The sequence below is a fragment of the Echinicola soli genome (assembly GCF_006575665.1).
In the GTDB taxonomy this organism is placed as follows: Bacteria; Bacteroidota; Bacteroidia; order Cytophagales; family Cyclobacteriaceae; genus Echinicola; species Echinicola soli.
In genome coordinates this window covers 3,122,438-3,139,090 of sequence record NZ_CP041253.1, presented here as the reverse complement: position 1 = coordinate 3,139,090, position 16,653 = coordinate 3,122,438, and the positions used below count along the sequence as shown (strand labels likewise).

General features: G+C 39.4%; 16 protein-coding genes. All 16 read right to left on the bottom strand.

Going from position 1 to position 16,653, the window contains the following annotated elements; genetic code table 11:
* Window positions 1-5: 5 nt before the first annotated feature.
* Window positions 6-1,130: a glycosyltransferase gene (locus FKX85_RS12525; protein ID WP_141615051.1), complete on the bottom strand. Its 1,125-nt coding sequence runs from the start codon at window positions 1,128-1,130 to the stop codon at window positions 6-8.
* The gene (locus FKX85_RS12520; protein WP_141615050.1) at window positions 1,127-2,260 is read right to left on the bottom strand and encodes a glycosyltransferase family 4 protein; all 1,134 of its coding nucleotides are present in this window, start codon (window positions 2,258-2,260) and stop codon (window positions 1,127-1,129) included. The genes FKX85_RS12525 and FKX85_RS12520 overlap by 4 nt, the downstream gene beginning before the upstream one ends.
* Before the next feature lie 643 nt (window positions 2,261-2,903).
* Complete coding sequence (locus FKX85_RS12515) at window positions 2,904-3,272, bottom strand: endonuclease domain-containing protein (RefSeq protein WP_141615049.1); 369 nt, start codon at window positions 3,270-3,272, stop codon at window positions 2,904-2,906.
* A gap of 746 nt (window positions 3,273-4,018) precedes the next feature.
* Complete coding sequence (locus FKX85_RS12510; protein ID WP_141615048.1) at window positions 4,019-5,215, bottom strand: glycosyltransferase family 4 protein; 1,197 nt, start codon at window positions 5,213-5,215, stop codon at window positions 4,019-4,021.
* A 50-nt stretch (window positions 5,216-5,265) separates the two neighbouring features.
* Window positions 5,266-6,921 carry an asparagine synthase-related protein gene (locus tag FKX85_RS12505; RefSeq protein WP_141615047.1) on the bottom strand — a complete coding sequence of 552 codons (1,656 nt, stop codon included), beginning with the start codon at window positions 6,919-6,921 and terminating at the stop codon, window positions 5,266-5,268.
* The gene (locus FKX85_RS12500) at window positions 6,914-7,726 is read right to left on the bottom strand and encodes a glycosyltransferase family 2 protein (protein WP_141615046.1); all 813 of its coding nucleotides are present in this window, start codon (window positions 7,724-7,726) and stop codon (window positions 6,914-6,916) included. The genes FKX85_RS12505 and FKX85_RS12500 overlap by 8 nt, the downstream gene beginning before the upstream one ends.
* Before the next feature lies 1 nt (window position 7,727).
* On the bottom strand, window positions 7,728-8,384 hold the full coding sequence (locus FKX85_RS12495) for a class I SAM-dependent methyltransferase (protein WP_141615045.1): 657 nt from the start codon (window positions 8,382-8,384) through the stop codon (window positions 7,728-7,730).
* Window positions 8,385-8,390: 6 nt separating this feature from the next.
* Window positions 8,391-9,251, bottom strand: coding sequence for a glycosyltransferase family 2 protein (locus FKX85_RS12490; protein WP_141615044.1), 861 nt, complete (start codon window positions 9,249-9,251; stop codon window positions 8,391-8,393).
* Window positions 9,238-10,158, bottom strand: a complete 921-nt coding sequence (locus FKX85_RS12485; RefSeq protein ID WP_168196257.1) for a glycosyltransferase family 2 protein — start codon at window positions 10,156-10,158, stop codon at window positions 9,238-9,240. Before FKX85_RS12485 ends, FKX85_RS12490 begins: the two co-directional genes overlap by 14 nt.
* A complete protein-coding gene (locus tag FKX85_RS12480) occupies window positions 10,145-11,071 on the bottom strand; it encodes an NAD-dependent epimerase/dehydratase family protein (RefSeq protein ID WP_141615042.1) in 927 nt (308 codons plus the stop codon). Before FKX85_RS12480 ends, FKX85_RS12485 begins: the two co-directional genes overlap by 14 nt.
* Window positions 11,068-12,081, bottom strand: coding sequence for a glycosyltransferase family 2 protein (locus FKX85_RS12475; RefSeq protein ID WP_141615041.1), 1,014 nt, complete (start codon window positions 12,079-12,081; stop codon window positions 11,068-11,070). Before FKX85_RS12475 ends, FKX85_RS12480 begins: the two co-directional genes overlap by 4 nt.
* On the bottom strand, window positions 12,062-12,811 hold the full coding sequence (locus FKX85_RS12470) for a class I SAM-dependent methyltransferase (protein ID WP_141615040.1): 750 nt from the start codon (window positions 12,809-12,811) through the stop codon (window positions 12,062-12,064). The genes FKX85_RS12475 and FKX85_RS12470 overlap by 20 nt, the downstream gene beginning before the upstream one ends.
* Window positions 12,802-13,629 carry an alpha-1,2-fucosyltransferase gene (locus FKX85_RS12465; RefSeq protein ID WP_141615039.1) on the bottom strand — a complete coding sequence of 276 codons (828 nt, stop codon included), beginning with the start codon at window positions 13,627-13,629 and terminating at the stop codon, window positions 12,802-12,804. The genes FKX85_RS12470 and FKX85_RS12465 overlap by 10 nt, the downstream gene beginning before the upstream one ends.
* Window positions 13,626-14,654 carry a glycosyltransferase family 2 protein gene (locus FKX85_RS12460; RefSeq protein ID WP_141615038.1) on the bottom strand — a complete coding sequence of 343 codons (1,029 nt, stop codon included), beginning with the start codon at window positions 14,652-14,654 and terminating at the stop codon, window positions 13,626-13,628. The genes FKX85_RS12465 and FKX85_RS12460 overlap by 4 nt, the downstream gene beginning before the upstream one ends.
* Window positions 14,651-15,373, bottom strand: coding sequence for a hypothetical protein (locus tag FKX85_RS12455; protein WP_141615037.1), 723 nt, complete (start codon window positions 15,371-15,373; stop codon window positions 14,651-14,653). The genes FKX85_RS12460 and FKX85_RS12455 overlap by 4 nt, the downstream gene beginning before the upstream one ends.
* A complete protein-coding gene (locus FKX85_RS12450; RefSeq protein ID WP_141615036.1) occupies window positions 15,370-16,641 on the bottom strand; it encodes an ABC transporter ATP-binding protein in 1,272 nt (423 codons plus the stop codon). Before FKX85_RS12450 ends, FKX85_RS12455 begins: the two co-directional genes overlap by 4 nt.
* Window positions 16,642-16,653 lie beyond the last annotated feature (12 nt).

Below are 16,653 nucleotides of genomic sequence, written 5' to 3'. Positions count from 1 at the left end.
CTAACTCAGTTTTGCACTTCCATATAGAATTCCTCCAAGGCACTTACCATCCGCTTTAGGCTAAATTGGGATGCCGCACGTTTGCGGGCCATCTTGCCCATTTCTTGACGCCTTAGCCGATCAGTCAGCAGTGCTGAAGCGGCAAAAGCCAACTTTTCTGTATAGTCTTTTGGGCACAGCATGCCCTCCACTCCATCGTTTATCACCTCCCCTATGCCTCCGACCCTGGTACTCAGCACAGGCAGCTCACAGGACATGGCCTCCAGCATCCCCACGGGCAATCCCTCAAATTCCGATGTCATCATATAAACATCCATGGCTGAAAGATAGGGAACAACCTTTTCCTGTGCACCTGACAAATGTACCTTCGAGGCAAAAGCACCTCTTCCAATGCTCTTTTCAACCAACTCCCTTTCCGGCCCATCTCCAACCAGAATAAAATGGACATCGCGATGGATTTGGGCAATTTCCTTTGCCACTGCTATCCAGCGGTCCAGCCTTTTTTGGGTCCTAAAGACAGCCACTTGACCAATTACGGGAGCATCGTAAGGAATTCCAAACCTATTGCGGACCCTATCTCTTCCTCCCAAATCTTTCTGGAATTTCCCCGTATTGACCGCATTTGGTATGGTCTTGATCAGAGGGCTTTTAAGGATCGGTTTATAATGTCTTAAAACACTTCCCCTAACTTCTTCTGAAACGGCAATCACACCCTGTTGCCATCCAAAGGTCCGCTTATTTAGCCATCTGGAAAGTGGATGGTACCTTTCCCACATATTATGCTCAGTATAAACGACCTTGACTCCGGTCATTCTACCTACACATCTCCCTAACACTCCTGCCCAAGGCAAATGACAGTGGATGATGTCAATTTGATGGTTTTTGACATAATCAGCAACTTTGTTGATCAGCCAGGGGAATCCAAAATTGGAAGATGGAAGGTAATTTACTTTCACACCAACCCCTTCCAGCTCATCGATAAGGCTATTCGGGCGATGATGGAAATAAAGGCAATAAAAAGCATACTTATCCTTATCGTGCAAACCTGCCGTTTCAGGGATCAGCTTTTCAGCACCTCCCCTTCCTAGGGATTTTATCAGGTGGAGAATGCGGGTTTGGGAATTACTCACTGACGGGACTTTTTAATAACTGTGGTAAAAAAGTCTATAAATTGTTCCGATGCCCTTTGCAAAACAAACTTTTTACTAACGATTTCTTTTGCCCGGGTTCCCATCAATTTTCGTTTCTCCGGGTATTCAAAAAGATGGTCTATTTTCTCACAAAATTGGTTGATATGATCTTCGTACACCAAGAAGCCTGATTCTCCATCCTGCAAGCATTCTTCAATCCCCCCTACCAATGCGCTGACCGTGGGCACTCCGAAATAAGCGGCCTCAAGCACCACACCAGGCAATCCTTCCGTATCACTGGTCAGTACCAAAATATCAGCGGCAGCCAAAAAAGGGGATACATCAATTTGGTAACCAAAATGGCGAATAGACGGGTGCTCCTCCAGCTGCTTTTGGTAGCCTGGAAAAAGCTCTCCATCCCCTACCATCAGTGCTTTTAACCTTGGGCGGGATTTGCTGAGATGATGGACAATCTCTAAAAACCGATCTGGTCTCTTTTGGGCAGAAAAGCTTCCCAGAAACAGGATAATTTCATCCTCCTCTTCCAATCCCAACTGCTTTCTTGCAGCTATCTTTACTGGTGCATCTATAAATTTTCTTTCATCAAAGCAGCGATGGATCACTCCGGTCGGCTTGGTAAATCCATAATGCCTTTTCATCGCTGCGAGGCTTGCCTCACTCACCCCCACTGCGCCATCCAAAGCGGGAATTACCCAATTTTTGTAGTAGGACTTGATGATGCTTTTAGGATTCCAATATTCTGGGTTATCGATTATCCTGCTGATCATGACAAAATCAGTCTTATCACTCCGCTTCAAAAAAGCTCCATACTTCAATGTTCTGGAGCCATTCAGCAGCAATACATCAGGCTGAAACTCATTCACCATTTTTCTCAACTGCCTCAAAAGTCCAGGCTGTACCGTAGGAAACTTCTCAAAAAAACTATGAGGCGAAAACGGCATGACCCTGTCCTCACTAAACAAAGGAACTCGTTTGGCATTCCTTTCGCCTTCGTACATGTACGCCTTCCGAACATCATTCCCCATCTCCCTCCATCGCACACCCAAGTCAGCCGCAAAAACCTGCGCCCCCCTCCGGATCGGTGAAGTATCTAGGATCAGTATTTTCATTTAGTGTTATTTTCTGCTAGCCCTCTCTACCCCCTAACCCCCTAAAAGGGGGAACTGACAACTTCCTCCAGCCATCTTTACTTCTCTCCTTTTTGGAGAGGCTGGGTGAGGTACTTCTGCCCCCTAAAAGGGAGAATCAATATTATACCCCGACCATCTTTGGCTCATCTCTCCGCGGTGGCAGACGATTGGCTGAGGTCTTATTTACCCCCTAGCCCCCTAAAAGGGGGAACTAACGCCCTCCTCCAGCCATCTTTACCCTCTCCCTTTTGGAGAGGCTGGGTGAGGTACTTCTGCCCCCTAAAAGGGAGAATCAATATTATACCCCGACCATCTTCGCCTCATCTCTCCGCGGTGGTAGACGATTGGCTGAGGTCTTATTTACCCCCTAGCCCCCTAAAAGGGGGAACTGACGACTTCCTCCAGCCATCTTTATTCCTCTCCTTTTTGGAGAGGCTGGGTGAGGTACTTCTGCCCCCTATAAGGGAGAATCAATATTATACCCCGACCATCTTTGGCTCATCTCTCCGCGGTGGCAGACGATTGGCTGAGGTCTTATTTACCCCCTAGCCCCCTAAAAGGGGGAACTGACGACTTCCTCCAGCCATTTTTACTCCTCTCCCTTTTGGAGAGGCTGGGTGAGTCATTTATTGCCACAAGCAGATACGATCTTCTTCAAAACGTTCTCAAGGTCACAAAAAACCTCCTTGTTCGTAAACCTGATCACTTTCAAGCCCAATTCTTCCAATTCAAACGTCCGTCCCTCATCCCTTTCTACCTGTTCTAACTCCAAATGCACCTCACCATCTACCTCAACTACCAACTGATATTCATGGCAATAGAAATCTGCAATAAACTTGCTTATAGGATGCTGCCTTCTAAATTTCAATCCATTGAGCTTTCTATTCTGCAGTGCTTCCCACAAAACCTTCTCAGCAGGCGTCAGCATTTCCCTCAACTCCTTAGCCCGTTGTTTAATTTCAGTACTTGCTCCAAAATACATCTCGTGCATAACAATCTTATTATACCCTCAAGTCTCTTTTCACCCCCTAGCCCCCTAAAAGGGGGAACTGACGACTTCCTTCAGCCATCTTTACCCCTCTCCCTTTTGGAGAGGCTGGATGAGGTACTTCTGCCCCCTATAAGGGAGAATCAATATTATACCCCGACCATCTTCGCCTCATCTCTCCGCGGTGGTAGACGATTGGCTGAGGTCTTATTTACCCCCTAGCCCCCTAAAAGGGGGAACTAACGCCCTCCCCCAGCCATCTTTACCCCTCTCCTTTTAGGAGAGGCTGGGTGAGGTACTTCTGCCCCCTATAAGGGAGAATCAATATACCCCGACCATCTTTGGCTCATCTCTCCGCGGTGGTAGACGATTGGCTGAGGTCTTATTTACCCCCTAGCCCCCTAAAAGGGGGAACTGACGACTTCCTCCAGCCATCTTTACTCCTCTCCCTTTTGGAGAGGCTGGGTGAGGTACTTCTGCCCCCTATAAGGGAGAATCAATATTATACCCCGACCATCTTTGAATCCTCTTTCCGCGGTGGTAGACGGTTGGCTGAGGTCTTATTTACCCCCTGGCCCCCTAAAAGGGGGAACTGACGACTTCCTCCAGCCATCTTTACCCCTCTCCCTTTTGGAGAGGCTGGGTGAGGTACTTCTGCCCCCTATAAGGGAGAATCAATATTATACCCCGACCATCTTTGAATCCTCTTTCCGCGGTGGTAGACGGTTGGCTGAGGTCTTATTTACCCCCTAGCCCCTAAAAGGGGGAACTGACGACTTCCTCCAGCCATCTTTATTCCTCTCCCTTTTGGAGAGGCTGGGTGAGGTCTTTAACACCCGCTTCAACACTTCCTCATACTCCTCCGCAATTTTCTCGATATCAAATCGCTCAATAGCTTCCTTGCGGGCATTCCTGCCCAGTTCTGCCATCTTTTCTGGATGGTTCATGGCATAATTCATTTGTGCTGCTAACATCTCGGCATCCTTTACAGGAAAAGTCAGGGCATTTATATGAGGAGTTACTGCCTCTAGGTTCATCGGAATATCTGATGCAATGACGGGAATACCCACCATCATCGCCTCCACTAATGCACCTGAAAATCCCTCGTACCAAGAGGGGAAGACAAAGCAGTCATAGTCAAAAAGCCTGTCCTGAACCTGCGGAACATTACCGGGCAAAAAAACCTTCTCTCCTATCCCAAGCCCGATAACCTTCTCTTCCAGACTGGCACGCAACGGCCCTTCTCCAAAAATAGTCAAGGTGCAGTTAGGATATTTTCGGAGAACCAAGTGAAATGCATCGAGGAGTTCGGTCCAGCCTTTGGTTTTAAATAATCTGCCTACGCTCACAAAATCATAAGATATCCTATTATTCTTGGATGAATTGGATTCCCTCCATGTAAGATGGGGGACTTCCCTTCCTCTGTAGATGACCTCTATTTTATTTCGTTCCAACCCAAGTGCTTTACAATGGGCATCCGCAATGAAAGAGGAATTGGCAATCCACTGTATCGGTATTCCTGCCGTCCACCTGTCCAATTGCCAAAACAACTTAAATTTCAGAAGTCGTCTCCCCTGAAAGTCGTCCAAGCGTACTTTGCCGTAGCTGTCACTGACTAAAGTCCCCACCAATGGAACTCCTGATATTTTTGAAACCACTCTACTTATCAGGTTTGAACGCAGAAGTGAAGAGACCAGCAAGTCGGGTTTTTCTTCCTTTACCAGTTTGAAGAGTTTTTTAACACCCGTACCAAAACCATACCGCCCACTGTTAGCTAAAAATCGGACTTGTATATTTGCATCTTCAAACTCCCCAGCCAAACAATGGTCTGCGTAAAAATAGGCTACCGTAACTTCGACATTATTAGAAAACCTAGGCAAAAGCTGCAGATAGCTATTTTCTGTTCCGGCATTGGTCAAGCTGTCGAAGACGAAGAGGATTTTCATTTATTATTGAAAGAATAGATTGGCTTACTATTATTCAGCATGTCGTGTTTTCATTTTTCAAACCGTTGAAAAACAGTCATGATTATGTATAGTCTAAAAAGTAAGCGAATTGTTGAAACCTTTTCCCTCTTTAGAGGCGAAAGAATTTTCTTTATTTTCTTTGGTAAAAGCTGCTTAATGTCTAAACTCCATTTTTTAAAATCGACTTTATTTCTGTTTTCTACTCCATTCAACACCTTTTTCACCTCCCTTTCCTTCAACCCTACTTTTGCCCAATCTTCATCAGATACCTTTGAAAGAAAAATTCTAATGTCATTTTCAAATCGATCTTTCAAAAGGGAATCAAGGTTTCCTATGGATGTTTTTTTGGCAAAGGGAACATCCGGTATTTTACGTTTCATTAAGGCTTTGGTGATTCGCTTTCCTTCCATTTCTTTGGAAGGAATTTCCATCGAATATTCCAACACACTATTATTCAACAGTGGATTGTGGATTTCTACAAAGGCTAATTTAAAATCAGTCAACGCACTGTTTACATATTGATGCCTAAAATCCACTCCTAAGCGGATGGAGTAATCGGAAATTGATTCTTTCTCTTTTTTAGTGACGAATTCATTTTCAAATCCTTCTTCTTTCAACAAGAATTGGCGAATGTTTTCAAAATCATCTACCACTTCACATCCTAAAATCTTTCGACTCATACTTGCTGAATAGGATTTATACCTGCCAAAATTATGATCACCCCGAATAATTGCTTTTACATCGGCTTGCTGAAAATCAAACCAAAGCTTAAATCCGTCTGTATACCCTGACAAGTGATCGATTCTACCTTCTCCATATTTTATAAAGAGATCCAAAATATCATTGCTTGATACTTCTCCGTTTTCCAACAAAAAAATAGCATGGTCCACCCCAAATATTTTGCAAAGCATTTTAGCAATACTTACATCACTTTCAGGATCACTTAAGTACTTTTTAAGTGTCCAAGTATATGCTTTCAACTTTTTCTGAAGGGCTATGAAATAAAGTAAAATTCGACTCTCCAATCCTCCTGATAGAAGAAGTCCAACTTTTTTACTTCCTATTTCCACTTTGGTAAAACTATCTCTCAACACCTTCTCTACTGAAGGTAATTGATCTTTGCCATATTTGTATTGCTTTTCAAGTTTCCTAAGCTTTACTAGACCACTTTCAAAATCAACCTTTAACAAAGTGTTTCTAGGTAAAATTTTCAACCGTCGATCCCAGCTATTGGAGGGGCCAAGCGTTCCACTACTAAGCATCCAAGGGACTAAGGAGTTATTAAAGCTAAAGTCCCCCAAAAATTGAACAATAGCAAACTGACTTGAAGAGAATATAAAAAAGTCTGAATGAGCAACATACCATATCGTTCTTGAGGCTGAAAAGTCGGATAAAAGTTCTAGATCTCTTGGTTTTTTGCGATAAATAAAATAATTCCCATCTGGAATGCTTCCTTCCTCCCTCCATTTTTTCTCTGCGAAACCCAATAATCCAAACTCAGAGGAAACACTTAGTGAATCATCATAACCTATTACCTGATGGAAGGAGTCTTCTTGTTCGAAGCTTTTTACCTTATGGGCATTAGAAAACTCTCTTTCTGTCCATTTTGACAAACGTACAAGCGCAGAATGGTATACTCCCTTTTTAGTAGAGGAGGTAAAGTAAATGGCGGTAATTTTAGCCACTATATTTGAAGAATTTTATTTTTAACCATTCCATAAAGAACTTAATAGCCCTACTATAATTCTTCTTTTGAAAACTATAATGAATTAATAGTTTCAAATGTCTTTCTTTTGCCTCATATGGCACTTCTTTCCAGTATTTATCATGGAACGCCAAATACCCTTCAAGTCTAGCAGATAAATCAAGTGTTATTCTATTGTTGGAATAGGGATTAAAAGTAACTAGAGGTTCTTTTATATATTCGAAAGGAAAAAGTTTTGCAAGACGAATATACAAATCTAAATCTTGCTTAGATCTAAATGATTCATCAAATCCACTTATTTTCCAAAAACTAAATTTATCCACCACAAATAATGACAAGCCCCTTACAATATTAGAGTAATATAAGTCTTTTAGGTGATCTCCTGAAACCCCATCAACTATACTCTCCTTGATCCCATTTCTAAATCTAAAGTAACCGGAATAACATGCTCCTTTCTCCATATACCTCAATCTTTCGTGCATCTTCTTCAATTTATCACACTCCCAAGTATCATCAGAATCTAAAAAAGCCAACCATTTTCCTTTTGCTTTAATTGCACCTGTATTTCTAGCTCCACATGCACCCTTTGTCCTTGTATTCTTAATATAGACAACTCGTGAATCTTTTATACTTGTGACTATTTTATCTGTGTTGTCTACTGACCCATCATCCACAATTATTAGTTCAAAATCAGTAAACGTTTGAAACAAAACAGAATCAACTGATTGCTTCAAAACTGTTGCCCTATTAAATGTGGGAATTATTATTGAAAAAAAAGGACTCAATTTAAATTTCTAAACAATTGTTATCTCTGTAGAAAACAGTCGTCTGAGCCATTTTATAAGCTCCGGGCTTAAAACCATAAAAATCAAGCCATCTAAACCCCATTTTATTCATTAATGCAAAGGACTCTTGATACCTAGATCTGAAAGAATCATCAAATATGACAACTCCGTTTTCATTCAAACTTTCCAAACAAGTTATAAGACAGTCATTTCTACGACGTCCGTCAATAATAATAATATTAAAACTCTTTTTAAATATTCTGATACTACTAACATAATTTGTATCAAGTGATCTATAAATCACAGTTGAATTTAAAGGAACCAAAGGCTTAATTCTATCATACCACTCTTTATCATACTCTACAGATATAATCGATTTGACATATTTTGAAAAAAAAATCGTTGAATATCCACTACCATATTCAAAAACATCCATTGAAGGACTTAATCTATTTTTAATAAATTCAATAAATGAATAATTCATCCAGGGAATTGGATCGCCTAAATCATTAATTACACCCCTTATTTGAATTGAATAAACCCATCCGGTTTCATAAATAAATGAATTCTTTTGATGTATCAACCTATTATATAGATTAAATCTAGAATATAGCTTGGGGAAAAGTGCCCTAATTAAATTTACAACTTTCTTTTTCATATTAGATCAATAGGGAATAATCCTTCTTTTCATGAAAATTAAAAGTGGTTTAAACATATACCGGATTCGTAAAGACTTCATATTGACACTCTTAAAAGTCCAAAGCATAGTTAGTTTAATCTTTCCCAATCCCCCATAATTCATTGCCACAACATGAGCGAAGTACAAATAAAGCGAATTATCAAATGTGTTGTTTTGACGGTACTCCTCATAAAGTACTTTATAAGATTTAATTTTATTTTTTTTGTTTTGCATTAATTTCTCCAATGTACACCAATCATTGTACTGTAACAATGGATATTTAACGTACGATATATCATCATTACCTAATGAAAAGTAGTGGCAAGCCCTAATCATTAATTCCCAATTTTCACTATGCAGTAATTTCACATTATATCCTCCAATATCAAAAAAGAGATTTTTTCTTAAGCAAAATGCTCCTGGAATGTTACTCACACCAATATTTTTAAAAAACATAGACGAAGACTTTATTCCTCTAACCTCTTTTCCTTTAAAATATTTTGAAAACACGATTAATGGAAAACCCTTACTAATTTTTTCAGCATACTTTAACAGAGAATACGGTAACAGCTCATCATCACTATCCAAAAAAATCAAATATTCCCCTGAAGCTTTTTCTGCTCCATAATTTCTCGCAGCGGAAACACCTTTATTTTCTTGATACACATAATTGATCCTCTCATCGAATAGAAACTGATCCACAACCGACTTTGTTTCATCGTTACTCCCATCGTCCACGATGATCAGTTCCCAATCAGTATAGGTTTGATCCACTACACTTTTAATCGCTCTTGGCAATACATTGGCACGATTGTAAGTGGGAATGATTACACTAATTAAGGGCATTTTCTTGATAAAATTTTTTGATATATTGCCTTTTATTCAATGAGTTTCTGTAATAGAGGAAGTAAAAGTACCCTCTTCTTGTCCATGTATTTTGAAAATGCTTGCTTTCCATTCGAAGAATTGCATTAAAAAGATAATTGATCTCAAAATGATAAAAACTATCTATCCCTACATTATCGATAAATACCCAATGCATTTTCTTTAAGGTGGCCAAACTTCTTCTGGTTATGGTATTATTATCGTGCCTTCTAATAAGTGCAACAGGCAAGTTAACTTCTCCGGCCACGAAATGTCCTCGTCTTAAAAGCCTGTTCCATAATTCCGAATCTTCGTGAAGGGCCAATCGGGTGTCAAACTGTTTATCTTTCATTAAAAAAGACCGATTAATCGTTATGGAATTCGTATGGAAAAGCACCCATTTTCTTTTCAATTTAACCTCATAAAACCCGATATCCGAAACGGGGTGCCCAATCATCTCCAAAGGATCTTTCTTAACTCCGTACCTCATACTCAAATCTTCCTGATAATTTTCTAAAATAGTACAAGAATACACGGCATCAATGCGGGAATCCTCTTTAAGTAGTTGGTGTTCTTTAGCAAACCGGTGGGAAAAATACCAATCATCTGCATCTAAAAAAGCTATCCACGGATATTCAGCTTCTTTTATACCCAAATTCCTGCTTGCAGATACGCCTCTATTTTCCCCACCGGGATGCTGTAGAAGTTTGACCTTTGAAATTTTTCTCTCCAATTGAACACCAATCTGAAGGCTATCATCCTCGGAGCCATCCTCCACTATAATAACTTCTCCCACCTCATTAAGATCTGCCGCTGAAATAACAGCTTTACTGAGAAATTTAGCCAAATTGAACACGGGGATGATCACTGAAACTCTAAATGTCCCCATGTTGGATTTTAAATTCATTTGCTACCATTTCAACCCCTTCTAACAAGGAGGTTTCTGGCTTCCAATTGGTTAACATTTGTAATTTTTGGATGTCCAGCTTTACGGGTGAATCGATTTTTGAAAAATCTCCAATTTCTGTTCTTATCTTCGGCTTTATCCGAAGGACTTTTTCGACCACTTGGAGAAGATCAGCGATCGTACAATTATGACCACTTGCTATATTAAACATCCCGATAGCATCTGATTCGATCAGCATTTTGACAGCCTTCACAAAATCTACTATATACAGATAATCTTTGCTAGTGGTCAATGGAACCCATAACGCTGTCGTTTTTCCTACAAGAGTGTGCTCCACCAAAGTGCTTATTAGTCCCTGTTTCCCTAATGATCTGCTTTTGGCTCCATATATATTAGAAGGCCGAATAACCAATGCATTTACACCATAGAGTCGCTGATAATAATCAATATATTCTTCCATGGTTGATTTCACGATCCCATATGAGGATATAGGTGCCTTGGGATCACTTTCGCTAAAAACTCTCCCATTTCCCATCCCATAAACCGCTCCTCCTGAACTACAAAACACCAACTTTTTATCTGTGTGATTTTTTAAATATTCCAATATGGAAATCAATGGAAGTAAATTGGACTTGGCATCATTGAATGGGTTCTTAAGAGAGCTTTTGGGATTAGAAGTGGAAACTAAATGGATAATAATGGTCGCCCACTCCAAATGGGGCTCCAAGCTAGAGAAATCTTCAATAAAACCATCATAACCAGATACTCCGGAAATAGGATCGATTTGCTGCGCTGATGGAGAATAAATACGGGTTTCATTTCCGGCCTTTAAGTACTGACTCAAGCTAGAACCAATAAAACCTGTCCCCCCTAAAATCAAAATTCTTTGATTCACTTAATCATTAGTTTTTTTAAAAACCAAAGATGAACTTTTGGTTCAAAGTATTTATATACCAATCCGTTTGAAAGAAATAAAAAGTAGGTGTTAACACGCTGTTTTATGCCATCTGCGCAGGTGACCTTCCACTTTTTATAAATCAATTTCTCTAAGTATTCCACTTCAACATTATTAGGAAAATTCAACTTCCTAAACTGTTTATAAAACCCTGCTAAAACCGATAAACCTTTCTTGTCGCATGGATCAATCGCCTTTCTGTTGATCCTTTCATATAATGCCAACTGAAATTCACCTAACTGCATCCCCAATCGTTCAAGATATTCCAGTTTAGCGGAGAAGGAGGCGTCAAAGTTATCTTCTTTAAATACTTTCGTATACTGAAGCTCGTGCTGACGGTAATGGATACCAACCTCATTTAAATTAGATAACTTGCCTACAAAAGACAAGTTTACCCATAGCCCGAAGTCCTCAGCATGGTTATATTTAAAATCGTATCGGAGGTCATTATTTACCAAGGTCTCAGTCCTTATCATTACCACAGGATGTATAAAAGGACTTCCAAAAAAAAGTAATCCTCTAATCTCTCCATCCTGTGTAGGGACCTTATATTGCTCACCTGTTTGAAGTATTTGTCCTTGCATTCCACATATTGCTACATCGGAATGACTTTCCAAAAACGCTACCTGCCGCTCAAATCTACTGGAAACAGAAATGTCATCCTGATCCATTCTAGCAATGTATTTCCCCTTTGCTAAATCAATTCCTTTGTTTAAGCTTCTTATCAGCCCTACATTCTGCTCATTCCTAACATAATTGATCCTGGAATCTTCATAACGAAGAATAATAGCCTCTGAATCATCCGAAGATCCATCATTTACGATGATAAGTTCAAAAGACTCGTATGTCTGAATTAATATGCTGTCAATGGCTTCATTTAAATAACGCGCGCCATTATAGACAGGCATTACCACTGTAACCAATGGTTTCTCAAGACTCCTTTCTTCCAAAATACTTTAAACTTTTCATCAAACCCTTAAGATAAAAACCAACACCAACCTTTCCAGAACGAATTCTGAAAAGTTGCTGATCCTTACGTTGAATGCTGGCTATTTTATTTTCCCACATATCCGGTAATATCTTATCCATCACCCCTACTTTAGGACAATTAAGCTTTTTGGAGCTAAATACCACCATGTTTTGTCTGTACCAGGTTTCGATTCTCTTATCATTCCAAATCCGGGGTCGAAAAGGGTCATAGGTATAAAATCCCTTGTCAGCAAATTTCCCAGCCCAGTAGGATAACCATTGTTCATTGATATGACGCTGACCTCCTTGTCCTGGCACAGCAGCCGAGAAAAGAATCGTATCTCCATGCCGGGTAAGACTATCCACAAAATCTTGGGCAGAAGAAGGCTTCAAGTGTTCGGCCACCTCTAAACTTATCACTAAGTCAAACTTTCTATGTAGATCAAAAGGCTGCTCTAAATTCCTAGGGATAAAATTTCCCAAAGGAATATACTTTTTTAGAAGTTGGCGGTCTACATAATCTCCATCTACACCTATAACCTCCGCAACTCCATTCTGAGAAAAAGCTTTCATCCAAGTCCCAATGCCACAGCCCACGTCCAAGACCGACTGTGGGCTAATTAATTCGATAACCATCGGTGTGATTATTTCAGCAGCTGTGGTATTATGAACAGTTTCTGAGTGAATATATTTTTTGTCTTCTAAATCCATGTAAAATCATCTGTCATTATCCCTTTCGGATATTCAATTCCAACATGATAACCAACCCAGTTTTTCGGAGCGTATACTATTTTGTCCTTTCGAGTATTTAAATAGGCTCCCCACCATGAAAAAGAACTGTTTGGAATTATCAGACAATCTCCATTCAGCAAGCATTGGAAATCAATAAACCACTCATCCTCTATAAAAACAGGATCTATAATTTCACTTGAAATTAATTTTCTCACCTCCTTAATGTCATCTGAAATAATAAGTACGTTGGTATACAACCTTAAATCAATTCTAGCAATAGCTTCATTATACCATTCCTCTCCCACATAACCCGAAGAATCTATTTCTGGAAAAATAAAACGTTTATATTCTTTCAACCTGTAATTAATTACTAGGGTCTTTCCTTTAAAGAAACCTCTATAACTATTCTCAAAGATTTCAGTAAATCTTTTTTTTATTTTAAAGCACATGATTAAATCATGACGATAGGCATTGAATACCTCTGCATTTTGAAAATATCCATCCAACAAGATATTTTTAGACGTAGCTTTAGGAAGTCCTTTTTTTATTAAGCATTTATTCGTATCAATTTTTTGTGTTTCATTAGAAAAACCAAAAATAAACCTGTGTAATAAAAGGTATACTTTAGTAGGTAATTGCCTCCCTAAAACTGGAAGAGTATACAAATCTAAGCAATAACCAAAACTTGAAATAGGCTTTATTACCACCCTTTGATTTGTTTTACGAGATAGTATAAACGCATAGGCAAATTGAAACATTTGGTTTCCCATTCTGCCTTTTAGGTTAAGTTTGATCATGTAACTTCTTTTATGCTCACTTTCTCAGCTAGAAAACTATTCTTAATTCGGTTTTGGGAGGCTATCATTTTTTTTAACCTATAATAAATAGATTTGCATAGTCTTGAATTATACCTTTCTCCAGTTATACCAAAAAATATATGAAGGCTGTAAAAGTAATACTCAGTTAATGTAACTAGGTTCTTTTCCTTTAAAAAAGAACAATATATTTTAATTATTCCTGTCTTATTCCCGTTCTGAGATCCTTGTTTAAACAAATAATGGATCCTCAATAAAATAATTCTTTTTAAACCATCAGGAAAGTTAAAAAGCTCGTAATAAATTGCCACCAAAAACTTCAAATGTACTTCAGGGTCAACTGTCTGACTCCCTTTTTTCCCTACACTTTCCAGTACATCCACCCATATCCAATCAATCGTATTAAAATACGTCTCGAAATTTCGAGTTAAACATGCTATTCTAAAATTATAAATAACATCTTGAAAAAATGGAAGTTCTTCATTCCATTTCACATTATTTACTACTAAAAATTCTTTTTTTATTAAAAGACTTGGTGTAACCCATGCAGGTGTTAAGTTCAAAAAGGTTTCTCTCACTTCTTCAAAAGTTACCTTGTTTATAATCATACCATAATCTGACTTTTTGTCCCAAAACACTCCTTGTAGCACCACAAAATCATTATCTCCAATCCTACTGACTCTACATTCAAGTGAATATGAGATCATCAAATCATCACTGTCAAACCAATTAATATACTCTCCTTTGGACAGCTCAAAAGCATAATTCCTACAAACATTCCCTCCCTTAGCCAAATGGTCCGGTCTTCGGTAGATTCTAAACCTATTATCCTTAGCAGAGTATTCTTCTAGGATTCCCCATGATTCATCGGTACTATGGTCATCCACCACAATGCACTCCCAGTTTTGATAAGTCTGGTTTAACACAGAGTCCAGCGTTTCCCTTATATAAGGCGCTTTATTATAATTTGGGATCAGGATGGAAATCAAAGGGGCATCTCTATTCATGAAGGTGAAGTATGTAGTTTATCTCCAAAAGAATACCTTGTGTAATTGAAACCATTAATCTTGCCCACAAACGCCGGAATGGTTTTTACCAAAAAATGCCCGATTTCCTGCTCATCCTGACGATGGGTATCATCCAAATAAATGATCGGAGCACTTGAAAGCTTGTCTTTGACAAAAGGAATAAAACCAATTCTGGATTGCCTACATAGCCCCCCTTTAGGCGCATCTACTATAATCAGGTCAAATTCAACTGTGTTGATGGAATGGTTTTTCGGAATGTCAAACCATTTCCCTTCCCCCCCATAAGAGTAGGGGTGATCATCCTGCAACGGAAAGGTGTGGAAATCCACCCCTTTACATACCTGCTTTAAGGCATCCTGCCATTCTTGATCATCATCGATGCTTATAAGCTTGCTGCCGAGCTGATGCTTATTGATATAATTACTGAGTATTTGGGTAGAAAGTCCCGAACCAAACTCAAGAATAACCTTGGGCTTATAAATGATAAGGTCATTGATGATGTGCTGAATTGTCTGAAAAGACAGCGAAAAACCAGTTTCAAAAAGGAAGCCTTCAGGAAAGTAACCTTTGAGGAACTCAATCGCTTTGAGCTCTCTCATATTATAACTGGAAAGCTCCCTGTTCCGCTTTCCCTCCTCGGCGATCAAATAGCCTATTTTACTTATTCCAAACAGCTTATCTCTTATCTTTTTTATCATTTGTAGGTGTTAATAAGTTCAAAAGGATAAATAAAACTGGTTTGTCCATTTGGTATGGTCATGCCAGAATCAAAATATGCAGCTTCTTCTACCTTAAAATTCATCACTTGGGGATACCAATTGGCCACGTCATGTCCATCGTGGATAAATACTGTAAGCACATATTCATCGGGAACCAACGGACATTGGGGAATTTTGAAAGTCAATTTTCCCGTCCTCAACTTCAGCATATTTTCAGCTTTTGTGCTGTACCAAATAAGTCGTTGTCCCAGTCGGTTATCTATCCTAATATCAATCCTCTCTCCTTGATTTTTAAAGCCTTCTTTAAAATCCACATCCAGCGAAACAAACACATCCTTCCTTGGAAATACCGGTATATCTTCATCCAAACTACCAGAAATTTTAATCGTCCTTAATATTATTTTCTGGTTCCCTTCCCCTTTAATATGGTTATTTTCTAGATTCAAAAAATACGTGCTACTATTGCCTCCAATATAGCTTTTCAATACCTTTTCTGTTACTCCTTCAAAGTGTAACTTACCATTAGTCAACAAGACACCCCTACTACACAAATTCTGCACCGCCGCCATATTATGGCTCACAAAGAGCACCGTCCGTCCCTGGTTCTTGCTTACATCCTCCATCTTTCCCAGGCACTTTTGCTGGAATTCATAATCACCCACGGCCAGTACTTCATCGATGATCAAAATCTCCGGCTCCAAATGGGCTGCCACCGAAAAACCCAAACGTACTTTCATGCCCGAGGAATAAAACTTCACCGGTGTATCCACAAACTTTTCTATGCCCGAAAAGTCAATGATTTCATCCAATTTCCGGTCGATCTCCCTTCTGGTCATCCCGAGGATGGTTCCGTTCATATAGATGTTTTCCCTACCGGTCAGCTCAGGATGAAAGCCAGTACCTACTTCTAGTAGGGAAGCTACACGACCATTCAAGGTGATTTTCCCGGAAGTAGGTTCGGTTATTTGGGAGAGTATCTTGAGCAAGGTGGATTTACCCGCACCGTTTTTACCTATAATGCCCAGCACTTCTCCTTCTTTTACCTCAAAATTGATATCCTTCAGGGCCCAAAAAACCGATTCGTCCTCCTCGCCAAACTTGCTTAACTTTCGAAGTCGTTGAAAGTTTTCCCATGGTGACTTGATGATATTACCCACCTGTCCGGCCAAGGTTTTGGATCGCTTCTCTTTAAGGCCCAAACGATAGCGTTTGGACAGGTTTTCTACTTTTATAATGGCTCTTGACATTTAGTATTTAAT

What these genes read in the sequence shown, in the direction of transcription:
- FKX85_RS12495 (WP_141615045.1), bottom strand. Translation starts at nt 8,384, where the DNA reads ATGAAAAAGAAAGTTGTAAATTTAATTAGGGCACTTTTCCCCAAGCTA.
- FKX85_RS12520 (WP_141615050.1), bottom strand. Translation starts at nt 2,260, where the DNA reads ATGAAAATACTGATCCTAGATACTTCACCGATCCGGAGGGGGGCGCAG.
- FKX85_RS12515 (WP_141615049.1), bottom strand. Translation starts at nt 3,272, where the DNA reads ATGCACGAGATGTATTTTGGAGCAAGTACTGAAATTAAACAACGGGCT.
- FKX85_RS12455 (WP_141615037.1), bottom strand. Translation starts at nt 15,373, where the DNA reads ATGATAAAAAAGATAAGAGATAAGCTGTTTGGAATAAGTAAAATAGGC.
- FKX85_RS12465 (WP_141615039.1), bottom strand. Translation starts at nt 13,629, where the DNA reads ATGATCAAACTTAACCTAAAAGGCAGAATGGGAAACCAAATGTTTCAA.
- FKX85_RS12490 (WP_141615044.1), bottom strand. Translation starts at nt 9,251, where the DNA reads ATGCCCTTAATTAGTGTAATCATTCCCACTTACAATCGTGCCAATGTA.
- FKX85_RS12450 (WP_141615036.1), bottom strand. Translation starts at nt 16,641, where the DNA reads ATGTCAAGAGCCATTATAAAAGTAGAAAACCTGTCCAAACGCTATCGT.
- FKX85_RS12510 (WP_141615048.1), bottom strand. Translation starts at nt 5,215, where the DNA reads ATGAAAATCCTCTTCGTCTTCGACAGCTTGACCAATGCCGGAACAGAA.
- FKX85_RS12460 (WP_141615038.1), bottom strand. Translation starts at nt 14,654, where the DNA reads ATGAATAGAGATGCCCCTTTGATTTCCATCCTGATCCCAAATTATAAT.
- FKX85_RS12485 (WP_168196257.1), bottom strand. Translation starts at nt 10,158, where the DNA reads ATGGGGACATTTAGAGTTTCAGTGATCATCCCCGTGTTCAATTTGGCT.
- FKX85_RS12470 (WP_141615040.1), bottom strand. Translation starts at nt 12,811, where the DNA reads ATGGATTTAGAAGACAAAAAATATATTCACTCAGAAACTGTTCATAAT.